The 8,065-nt window shown below is 69.1% G+C and carries 9 protein-coding genes; 8 read left to right on the plus strand and 1 reads right to left on the minus strand.

Features of this window, described 5'->3' with window-relative positions; all coding sequences use genetic code 11:
- Positions 1 to 2: 2 nt before the first annotated feature.
- From VN378_RS09105 to VN378_RS09135, 7 genes are all read left to right on the plus strand, one after another.
- Positions 3 to 1,193 (plus strand): dihydrolipoamide acetyltransferase family protein, encoded by a 1,191-nt coding sequence (locus VN378_RS09105; RefSeq protein ID WP_325743073.1) that lies wholly within the window; start codon positions 3 to 5, stop codon positions 1,191 to 1,193.
- The gene (locus VN378_RS09110; protein ID WP_325743075.1) at positions 1,190 to 1,456 is read left to right on the plus strand and encodes an acyl carrier protein; all 267 of its coding nucleotides are present in this window, start codon (positions 1,190 to 1,192) and stop codon (positions 1,454 to 1,456) included. The genes VN378_RS09105 and VN378_RS09110 overlap by 4 nt, the downstream gene beginning before the upstream one ends.
- A 190-nt stretch (positions 1,457 to 1,646) precedes the next feature.
- Positions 1,647 to 2,378, plus strand: a complete 732-nt coding sequence (locus tag VN378_RS09115) for a DUF2267 domain-containing protein (RefSeq protein WP_325743077.1) — start codon at positions 1,647 to 1,649, stop codon at positions 2,376 to 2,378.
- A gap of 305 nt (positions 2,379 to 2,683) precedes the next feature.
- Positions 2,684 to 2,893 carry a dodecin family protein gene (locus tag VN378_RS09120; RefSeq protein ID WP_325743079.1) on the plus strand — a complete coding sequence of 70 codons (210 nt, stop codon included), beginning with the start codon at positions 2,684 to 2,686 and terminating at the stop codon, positions 2,891 to 2,893.
- A 161-nt stretch (positions 2,894 to 3,054) separates the two neighbouring features.
- Positions 3,055 to 3,660: a phosphoribosyltransferase gene (locus VN378_RS09125; protein ID WP_325743081.1), complete on the plus strand. Its 606-nt coding sequence runs from the start codon at positions 3,055 to 3,057 to the stop codon at positions 3,658 to 3,660.
- A gap of 88 nt (positions 3,661 to 3,748) precedes the next feature.
- Positions 3,749 to 4,462 carry an HAD-IA family hydrolase gene (locus VN378_RS09130; protein ID WP_325743083.1) on the plus strand — a complete coding sequence of 238 codons (714 nt, stop codon included), beginning with the start codon at positions 3,749 to 3,751 and terminating at the stop codon, positions 4,460 to 4,462.
- Positions 4,459 to 6,765, plus strand: coding sequence for a glycosyl hydrolase family 65 protein (locus tag VN378_RS09135; RefSeq protein WP_325743085.1), 2,307 nt, complete (start codon positions 4,459 to 4,461; stop codon positions 6,763 to 6,765). Before VN378_RS09130 ends, VN378_RS09135 begins: the two co-directional genes overlap by 4 nt.
- Before the next feature lie 59 nt (positions 6,766 to 6,824).
- Here VN378_RS09135 and VN378_RS09140 read toward each other — a convergent pair whose 3' ends face one another.
- The gene (locus VN378_RS09140) at positions 6,825 to 7,352 is read right to left on the minus strand and encodes a pyridoxamine 5'-phosphate oxidase family protein (protein WP_325743087.1); all 528 of its coding nucleotides are present in this window, start codon (positions 7,350 to 7,352) and stop codon (positions 6,825 to 6,827) included.
- A 371-nt stretch (positions 7,353 to 7,723) separates the two neighbouring features.
- Between VN378_RS09140 and VN378_RS09145 the strand changes: the two genes are divergently transcribed.
- Positions 7,724 to 8,065, plus strand: a 342-nt coding sequence (locus VN378_RS09145) for a glycosyltransferase (protein WP_325743089.1), incomplete at its 3' end; no start/stop codon positions are given.

Raw genomic sequence — 8,065 nt, forward strand, 5'->3', positions numbered from 1 at the left:
GCATGGCCGAATTCCTCATGCCGTCACTGGGCGCCGACATGGACGCAGGCACGTTGGTCGAGTGGCTGGTCAAGCCCGGCGACGTGGTCAAACGCGGCGATATCGTCGCCGTGGTCGAGACCCAGAAGGGGGCGATCGAGATCGAGATCTTCGACGCCGGCGTGGTCGAACAGCTGCTGGTGCAGCCGGGCGCCACCGTCCCTGTCGGGACGCCCCTCGCCCTGCTGCGGAGCGAGGGAGAGGCTGTGCTGGTCGAGCCAGCCGCCCCGGCGGCGGAACCTGCGGTCCCGGCGGCGGAGCCCCCGACGGCGGCGCCTGCGCCGGTCGCGGTTGCGCCCGCACCGCTTCCGACGCCTGCCGGACCGGCGGGCGAACGCTTCAAGGCGTCCCCGGCGGCGCGTCGCCGGGCCGGTGAGCTGGGCGTGGACCTCGCGGTCGTGGCGGCCGGACCCGACGGAATCATCGAGCTCGCGGACGTCGAGGCGGCCCTGCCGGAGACGACGCCGCAAGCGGCCAAGCCGCGTTTCGATTTCGCCGAGATGCGCGCGGCGATCGCCGCGGCCATGTCCCGGTCCAAGGGGGAGATTCCACATTACTACCTGTCCGACACCGTCGACATGGCCGCGGCGGAAGGTTGGGTGGCGCGCGTCAACGCGGATCGGCCTCCGGACCGCCGGCTGTTAACCGGCGTGCTGTTCGTCAAGGCGGTGGCCCGGGCTGCCCGCGCCTATCCCGAGTTCAACGGCCTGTTCGTCGACGGCGCCTTCCAACCGGCTCCCGCCGTCCATGTCGGGCTGGCCATCGCCCTGCGAGGCGGCGGCCTCGCGGCGCCGGCGATCCACGATACGGCCGACCTCGACCTCGACGCCCTGATGGCGCGGACGCGCGACCTCGTCGCCCGCGTCCGCGAGGGACGGTTCCGGAGTTCCGAGATCGCCGACCCCACCATCACCGTCTCCAGCATGGGAGACCGGGGCGTCGAGACCCTGTTCGGCGTCATCTATCCGCCGCAGGTGGCGATCGTCGGCTTCGGCAAGGTGGTCCGGCGTCCCTGGATCGTGGACGGCGGCGTCACGCCGCGGCCGGTCGTGACCGTCACCCTGGCCGCGGATCATCGGGTCAGCGACGGCCACCGCGGCGGCCTCTTTCTCGCCGAAATCGGGCGACTGCTTCAAACCCCGGAGGCCCTGTGACCGATGAAGACATCCGCGCGGTGCTGCGCGACGAGCTGGGCCGGATCGCGCCGGAGATCGACTTTGACAGGCTCGACCCGTCGGTGGACATGCGGGAACAAGCCGATCTCGACTCGATGGACTTTCTCAACCTGCTGACGGCGCTGCATCAGCGTCTCGGGGTGGATATTCCCGAGTCCGAGGCCGCGGAACTGGCGACCGTGGACGCCGCCGTCGCCTATATATCGAGCCGACGCGGAGGCCCGCGACCTTGGCCTGGATAATGGACGCGGTTTGATCCCGGTCAAGGCAGGCCCCCCCAGGAGCGACAGTATGCGGCCGTTCCATGCAGCGACCAGCTGCGTGGAGCCGCCTTGCGGGCATGGTTCAGGCCGTCGCCCGGATGCGAGCCCGCTCGGGCCGGATCTTCGCTGACGCGGAGGTCCGGCCGCGGCGCCTCAGCGGAGAAACGCCATGACCAAGGGCCCGCACAGTTTCGACAGCTCGCTGCAGACCGCCAACGCGTGGCTGAAGGCGATCGACGACCGGCTCCTGTGCGAGGATCGCCAGACGGCATATGAGGCGCTCCGCGCCGTCCTCCATGTGCTGCGGGATCGGCTGCCGCTGGAGGCCGTGCTTGGCCTGTCAGCCCAATGCCCGATGCTGGTCAGGGGCCTGCTGCTGGAAGGCTGGCGGCCGCAGGACGGCCCGTCGGGCCTCCGGGACCCCATCGCCTTCGGCGAGGCGGTCGCCGGGCGATTGCCGCCTTCGTTCCCGTTTTCCGGACTCGAGGCCTCAGAGGCGGTTTTCGGCGTCCTCGCCGAACGCCTCGACGCGGGAGAGGTGCGGAAGATCCTCGTCCATCTTCCCGAACCGCTGCGGGGTCTCTGGCCCGATCCCCGTCCCGTGGGCGCCGTGGCCGACGTTCCTCCGCGCCGGTCCGCGCCGACCCGCGAGGCCCGCAGGCGGACCCGGGTGCGGTGGAGCCTTCTGGCCGGGGCGGCGCTCACCGTGGCGGGTGGGGTGCTGGTCTGGGCTCTGATCGTCGGGCCGGTGCGGTCAGGGTCCGTCGACCCCGCGCAGATCCTCCTCGACCCCGATCTGGGCCTCCAGAGGCTTGCCGCCTGGCTGCTGTTCGTCGGCGTCGCCATCTTACTCGGTTCGGTCCTGGCGGCGCGCCTCCTCGCCCGGGCCGGCCGATCCTGAGGCGCCGGATCAATGCGGTCGGGGCAGGCGGCCTCACTTTCGGGGGCGCATCCAGCGCCGCAGATTCACTGGAGCTTTCCCATGACCGCTCAGCCCCGTCCCCCCGCCGCCCCGGCGCCGTGACGGCGCCGCTGGACCCCGGCCCCACGGCCCGGAAAACTCCGATTCCGATCAAGAGCGTCTGAGGGTCGGCCCGGGACGATCGCGCCTGACCGGGTGGTCTTGATCGCGATCAAGGCCGCCCGGAATCGATCGTCCATGCTGGATCGCCGGCGAAGGGTCGGCGCCCGTCCAAGGAGTCGACCATGACCATGCTGAAAGTCATCGAGGTTCTCGCGGAATCGGAAACCAGTTGGGAAGACGCCGCCCATCGCGCGGTGGCCGAAGCCTCGAGCACGGTGCGTCAGGTGCGATCGATCTACATCGAGAACATGCAGGCGACCGTCGAGAACGGCCGCATCGCCCGTTACCGCATCAATGCGAAGATCACCTTCGCGCTGGAAAGCGAACGCTGAACCTGCGGGCGCCGCCCTCGAGCCGGGGCTCTATGGGCATTCGCCGGGAGATCCGCCCATGCCGATGCTTGTGTCTCATTAACGGCCATCGCGCCGCCCGGAGGTGACCCGTGTCCGCCAGGTTTGCTGAATTTACCGACCGCGCCGAAGCTGGCCGTCGCTTGGGCGAGGCTCTGGCCCACCGGGTCGACGGCGACTTGATCGTCTACGCCATCCCCCGCGGCGGCGTGATCGTGGCCCGCGAGGTGGCGCGTGCCCTGGGCGCTCCGCTCGACCTGGCGCTCGTGCGCAAGATCGGCGCCCCCCAGAACCCGGAGGTAGCGCTCGCGGCCGTGATCGACGGCCCTCATCCCCGAATGGTCATCAATGAGGATGTGGTCAGGATCACCGGCGCGTCGGCCGATTATCTGGAGCATGAGCGCGTCACGGCGCTCGCCGAAATCGAGCGCCGACGCCGACTCTATCTCGGAGACCGCGGAAGGGTCGATCCCAAGGGCCATGTGGCGGTGATCGTGGACGACGGGTTGGCTACCGGGGCTACGGCCCGGGCCGCCATCGCGGGGCTGCGCGCCGGGGGCGCGCGCCGGATCGTGCTCGCCGTGCCGGTCGCGTCACGGGAACTTGCCGCTTCCCTGCGCCAGGAGGTCGACGAGCTTGTCTGTCTCGTCGAGCCGGAAACGCTGCGGTCAGTCGGCGGATGGTACGCCGACTTTCACCAGATCAGCGACGCCGAGGTCATCGCCTGTCTGGACACGGTTCGCTCTTGAACCTCGATCCGGCGACCGGAATGGAAAAAAGGACCTCGAAAAGGTGAGCCCGCGTTCAGCATTGAGAGCCCGCTCAACGGGTATCGGAGTGGTGGCGCCGCGCGGACGGTTCGCGGGCGTCATCTTCGATATCGATGGCGTCGTTCTCGACACGCCCCATGAGGCCGCCTGGCGCGCGGCGCTCAACGGTCTGGCGGAACCTGAACGTTTCAGCGCGGCGCTGTATCGTGACGCCGTCGCCGGCCGTACAAGGCTCGATGGCGCGAAGGCCGCGCTGGAGGCCCTGGGCGTTCCGGCGGCGGCTTCCCTCGCGCCGGCCTACGCCCGACGGAAGCAGGCCATCCTCGAGGAGCTTCTCCTCAGCCGGCCCGTCCGCGCCTTTCCGGACGCGTTGGGTCTCATCGCGCATCTGGCGCGAGCCGGTGTTCCGATGGCCGCAGCCTCGGCCTCCAGGAACGCGAGTCGCCTGCTCGCCGCCGTGACATTGGCTGGCGCGCCTTTGCGCGGGTATTTCGCAGCTGACCTGTGCGGGTATGAGGTCCGCCACGGGAAACCGGATCCAGAGCTGTTTCTGGCAGCCGCCGAAGCGCTTGGTGCGGACCCGGGGCTCTGCCTGGTCGTGGAGGACGCGCCGAACGGCGTCCTGGCCGCCAAACGGGCCGGTTGCGCGGCGCTCGGCGTGGCCCGCCATGGCGAGCGCCTGCCCCTGTCTCGCGCCGGAGCCGACCTCGTCGTCACAACCCTGGACGCCCTGGACCGATCCAGTCTGGCGCGCAGCCGATTGAGGCTTGCGAAACCATGAGGGGCTACCCCCATCATCGTCTGTTCGAGCCGCCGCGCGCGTCTGAAATGCGACTGACGGCGTTCGGCTACGACCCCTTGCGCGAGGTCAACAGACAGAGCCGCTTCTTCATTGGAAACGGATTTCTGGGCGTGCGGGGCGATCGCGTCTTCTCGGACCGAGCCGTCTTCCAGTCCTTGCCAGACGCCTATGTCGCCGGACTGTTCGGACAGGCCGAGCCAGGCTCCGAGATCGCCAACCTGATTCCTGCGCCGGATTGGCGGCGCATGAGATTGACCACCTCGACCGGGCCAGTCGTCCAGACGCCGCCCGAGGCGCAGCGGAGTCGGCTTGATCTAGACTACGCCCGGGGACTTCTGCTGTCCGACACCTTCTACGAGGAGGGTCCATTCGCGCTGCGCCTGCGCCTTCTCCAGTTGGCCTCCCACGACTGCCGTGCACTGGCGCTCCAGGTGGCGTGCCTTGACGTTCTTCGAGGGGACGCCTTCCTCGCGCTGGACGCCGCCCCCCCGCAGACCGGGGTGGCCCTCGACCCTCAACCGGGCGCGCCGGGGTTCTCCGTGTGGCGGACGCGAGGCAGCGGCATCCATCTGAGCCTCGGGGTCCGGTCCAACGTCACAATCGATGGCGAGGCCAGGCCTTCGACGGGCGCGCCGGAACGCCAGAGCTGGAACTGGACGGCGTCTCCCGGCCAAAGGATCGTCATCGCCCGCCTGGTGGGCGCCGGCCGCGCCCGCCAGGCGGCGGATGCGGAGGCCATGGCGCGACAGGCCCTCGCCGGTCCGGCGGCGTCCGCCTGGCCGACGGTGCTGGACCGCCATGTCTCGGCATGGAGGAAGCGCTGGCGCGCCAGCGCGGTGCGGGTCACGGGCGATTCTGACGCCCAGGCGGCGCTGAACTACGCGACCTACCACCTCAACAGCGCCCCGAACCCGGAGGACCCCGCCGTCTCGATCGGGGCGCGAGGCCTGACCGGACACGGCTACGGCGGTCACGTCTTCTGGGACACCGAGACCCTGCTGTTGCCCTACTACTGCGCGACCTGGCCCGAAGCCGCGCGGACGCTGCTCTCCTACCGCGGCCGAACCCTGGACGCGGCGCGGGCCAAGGCGGAGCGGCTCGGATACCGCGGCGCGCTCTATGCCTGGGAATCCGCGGACACCGGTGCGGAGTCCACCCCGCATGAAACCCTCGCGCCGGACCGGCGGGTGCGGCGTGTTCTTTGCGGAGAGCAGGAGCATCATATCAGCGCCGACGTGGCCCTGGGCGTCTGGCGCTACTGGCGATGGACCGGCGACGACGCCTTCATGCTCGAGATCGGGGCCGAGATTCTGCTGGAAACGGCCCGGTTCTGGTCGAGCCGGGCCCGGCTCGAGGCCGACGGCGGAAGCCATATCCGCGGCGTGATCGGACCGGACGAATATCACGAAGGCGTCGACGACAACGCATTCACGAACCAGATGGCGCGCTGGAACATCGGACGGGGCCTGGCGATCGCGCGGTGGATGGCCGAAGCGGCGCCAGGCTGCTGGCGGCGGTTGCGCCGCCGTCTCAGCCTCGGCGCCGATGAACTGAAGCACTGGCGGGGCGTGCGGCGAACGCTCGTGTCGGGCTTCGACCCGCGAACCCTGCTGTACGAGCAATTCGCCGGCTACGACGGACTGGAGGACATCGACCTGGCCGCGTATGAGGGCCGATCGGTGCCGATGGACCTCATCCTTGGCCAGGACCGCACCCAGCGCTCCCAGGTCATCAAACAGGCGGATGTCGTGGCGCTCGCCGCCTTCCTGCCCGAACTCGTTCCGGAGGCGACGGCCGCGGCCAACTTGCGAAGATACGCGCCCAGATGCGGCCACGGCAGCTCCCTGAGCGCGCCTACCCACGGCCTGGTGGCGGCCCGCCTGGGACAAACGGACGCCGCGCTCGACTATTTCCGGCGCGCGGCGGCGCTGGACCTGAACGACGCCGCCATCGGCCTGTCTGAAGGCGTCCACATGGCGGCTCTCGGCGGGCTCTGGCAAATCGCCGTTCTGGGCTTCGCCGGAGTGACGGCGGGAAGGACACTTGCCTTTCGCCCCCGACCGCCGGAGGCCTGGAGCCGGCTGAGGTTTCCACTCATGTGGCGCAACAGAAGAATGACCGTGGATATATCGGCCACGGATCGGGAAATCCGCATTTCGCAGACCTCGGGTCCCGCGAGCGCGATCCGCATCGACGGACGGCGTCACATTCTGTCCCGCGGTCGACCCATCGTGGCCCGCTTCGGAGCGGCCGACAACACGCCGCCGGGAGGCGGCATATGAGCGAACATCGTGTGCGGACTAACGCCGGCGGAGTCCGGCCGGCCGACGCCGAGCCGCCATCAGGGGCTTGGCGGGCGGGATGGTGAGCTTCGCCCGCCGGACACCTGATATCCGTCCGTGATGCTGCGTCCGCCCCGGGCCCGGGCCAGGACGATCGTGACAGGCTGGACGTGCACGATCGCGACAGAGTGTTGCTGCGGACAGTACAGGTGTCCTTCCGGGTAACGCTTGATGACGGCCTTGTTGATGCGTTCCGCCACTGTCGGATCGAACACCTCCTCGGCGCGCCCGGTCATCGACAGCGCCAGGCCATTGCCCGGCTGGCCGATCTCATGGCGGATCGCGATGGCGACCCGCGGGTCCGACCGGATCGCCCCAAGCTTGTCGCTGTTCCGGGCGGTGACAAGGTAGATGTCCAGATCCTCACTGTAGAACCCGACAGTTGACGCTCGCGGCCAACCGTCTGGCCCAAGCACGGCCAGGGTCATGAGGTGTTCCTGATCCAGCAGTTCGATTGCGGCCCTGCGCTCGGCGGCGGGAAGCGGCCTGAGCCGCCCCGGCTCGTCGCCTTTCCGGCGCGCGGTCATGCCCCCGGCATCCGCTCGGGGTGGACCCGGAAATCGGCGCTGCGTTGCATTCCAGCAGCCGGCAGCGCGAGGGCGGTCAGGAATTCCATAGCATCAGAAAAGTTGCACCCGGTTCAGGGCGCGTCATTGACGAAAGTCAAAGCTCGCCCGCGATAGCCTGCCTCTGACCGTCCAGCGAGACTATGAGATCGGAAGTCTCAGGGCGACGGATCCAGACCCATGCTTTTCAAGCCGATCGGCTGACAAGGGTCCACGGCGCCGTGCGCGGATTGACCTGAATCAAGGATCGCGACTCGTCCAGGGGGCACAAGATCGGCAACAGATGGACTCTTTACCATGGCCCCGCCACATCCTGTTCTTCAGCCAAGCCAGTGAAGATCGCGCAAGTCACGCCGCTGTACGAAGCCGTGCCGCCGAGGCTGTACGGCGGCACCGAACGCGTGGTCGCCCATCTGACAGACGCCCTTGTCGATCTGGGCCATGACGTGACTCTCTTCGCATCCGCCGACGCCGAGACCCGCGCCCGCCTGATCCCGGTCCGCGATCAGGCGATCCGGCTGGATCCTGCTCCGCTCAAGTCCGATCTGGCGGCCCACATGACCATGCTGGCCGAGGTGCTGAAGCGCGCCGACGACTTCGACGTGATCCATTTCCACACGGACATGATCCATTTCCCCTTCTTCTCGCGCTGCGCCGACAAGACGGTCACCACG

It is taken from the genome of Brevundimonas sp. (assembly GCF_035561115.1).
GTDB lineage: Bacteria > Pseudomonadota > Alphaproteobacteria > Caulobacterales > Caulobacteraceae > Brevundimonas.

What these genes read in the sequence shown, in the direction of transcription:
- VN378_RS09105 (WP_325743073.1), top strand. Translation starts at nt 3, where the DNA reads ATGGCCGAATTCCTCATGCCGTCACTGGGCGCCGACATGGACGCAGGC.
- VN378_RS09115 (WP_325743077.1), top strand. Translation starts at nt 1,647, where the DNA reads ATGACCAAGGGCCCGCACAGTTTCGACAGCTCGCTGCAGACCGCCAAC.
- VN378_RS09120 (WP_325743079.1), top strand. Translation starts at nt 2,684, where the DNA reads ATGACCATGCTGAAAGTCATCGAGGTTCTCGCGGAATCGGAAACCAGT.
- VN378_RS09135 (WP_325743085.1), top strand. Translation starts at nt 4,459, where the DNA reads ATGAGGGGCTACCCCCATCATCGTCTGTTCGAGCCGCCGCGCGCGTCT.
- VN378_RS09140 (WP_325743087.1), bottom strand. Translation starts at nt 7,352, where the DNA reads ATGACCGCGCGCCGGAAAGGCGACGAGCCGGGGCGGCTCAGGCCGCTT.